The following is a 1,549-nucleotide window of genomic DNA, read 5'->3' on the forward strand; positions in this document are numbered from 1 at the left end:
GCGCGATCGTCGTCAAAGGGGAGCGTGAGGAGTTTGTTCGAGAGAGGAGTTGAACACGGGTGATTTTGGGTGAGGGATTGGATTATTCCGGGGATACGGGGATGCACGGAGGTGGTGCAAATGCCACTCGTTTCCTGTACTTCGGGGGTTGGGATGGAATCCACTCCTTTACGAACCGGTTGAGGAAGATACCGACTTCGGAGGGGACGGCTCCGTCGCGGACCAACCCCACCACGCTGCGCTCGGCCCGGCGGCCGACGGTGCGAGAGTGGTGGAGGTGCGCGCTCGTCAGGCCGCCGCCCTGCAGAGAGGAGAAGTCGAAGCGAAGGAGTCGAAGCGAAGGAGTTGAGGAGGGCGAGGACACAACACTCGACTCCTCCAACGATTCTGGGCGCTCAAAGACCTCACATGAGCTCGCAGGCCCCGATCCGACACGCACGGGGAGGATGAAGTTGCGGAGGGGCGGGACGTGCGCGTCGAGCTCGTCGATCCAGCGCTCGAGCTGCGTCGCGTGCGCGCCGTCAAAGGCCGCGGTCGCGAGCCGGTCTCCCGAGGAGGAGTCCAGCGGGGTGGCCACGGCGGTGCCGACGTCCATCAGTCGACTCTGGATCTCGAGGAGCTGGTCGGTCACGGCGACGCCGGCGAGGAGCGCGTGCTCGCGAGCGACTCCGAGCGTCGCGTTCAGCTCGTCCACGTCCCCGAGCGCGTCGAAGACCGCGTCGTCCTTCGGACGGCGCTTCCCGTTGTACAGCGACGACGATCCCTTGTCGCCGGTCCGCGTGTAGATCCGCACGCGGCGCGCGCTGGCCCTGCGCGTGCGCCGGGGGTGCCGAAGATGCGACGTCATCGTCGAGACGCGACGCACCCAACGCAGCCCTCTCCTCCATCCGCGCCCCAACCACCGATCCCATCCCACGCAAGTGATGGTGAACGAACGCACCCGGTGGGCGAGTCGGAGGCGGTGGCCTCGGGGGCGGTGCTGGTGGCGTCGGACGCAGACGCGGCCATCGAAGCCAAAGCGCGACGCGCGAGCGGGGCGACTGGAGACGCGAGGAGACCGACGGTGCGAGCGCGGACGAGCACGCGGAGCATGCACGGGAAAGAGGGGGGCGACTGGGTCGAGTTCCGAGGTGGAGCCGAGCGGCGTCCGGGCGAGCAGCCGAAGACGTCCACGCGACGGGAGTGAGGCGGAGGAAACGCTTGGGTGTGAGGAGACAGTGAATCAGTGAGCAATCCACAGGCATTTCATCGTGCAAGCGCGGGAGCGTGTGCGCCGCGAGACTGGTGGTTGCCAGAATGAACTGAGTTGCGGTCGAGGAGTTCTTCTTTCCCCCGTCTTCACCCACTCCCGTCTGATCCAAGAAAGGGCGGTACGAGTCGCCGAATTCCACTGTCGGCTCCTCAGTAGCTGCCGCTCGGAGCGGCCTTGGACCCCGCGGGCGTGGGCGCGGGTGCCGTGGCGCCAGCCGCCTTGGCCGCCCGCGCCTCGCGGCACTGGCGCACAATATCCACGCTCGCGCTCGCGCCGATGCGGGAGGCGCCCGCGTCG

1 protein-coding gene is annotated in these 1,549 nt (G+C 67.5%); it reads right to left on the bottom strand.

From position 1 onward, the window contains the following. Positions 1–82 precede the first annotated feature (82 nt). Positions 83–793, bottom strand: coding sequence for an ATP:cob(I)alamin adenosyltransferase (locus ACV4UX_RS19425; protein ID WP_491594920.1), 711 nt, complete (start codon positions 791–793; stop codon positions 83–85). Between the last annotated feature and the right edge of the window lie 756 nt (positions 794–1,549).

Source organism: Fundidesulfovibrio sp. (assembly GCF_058402725.1).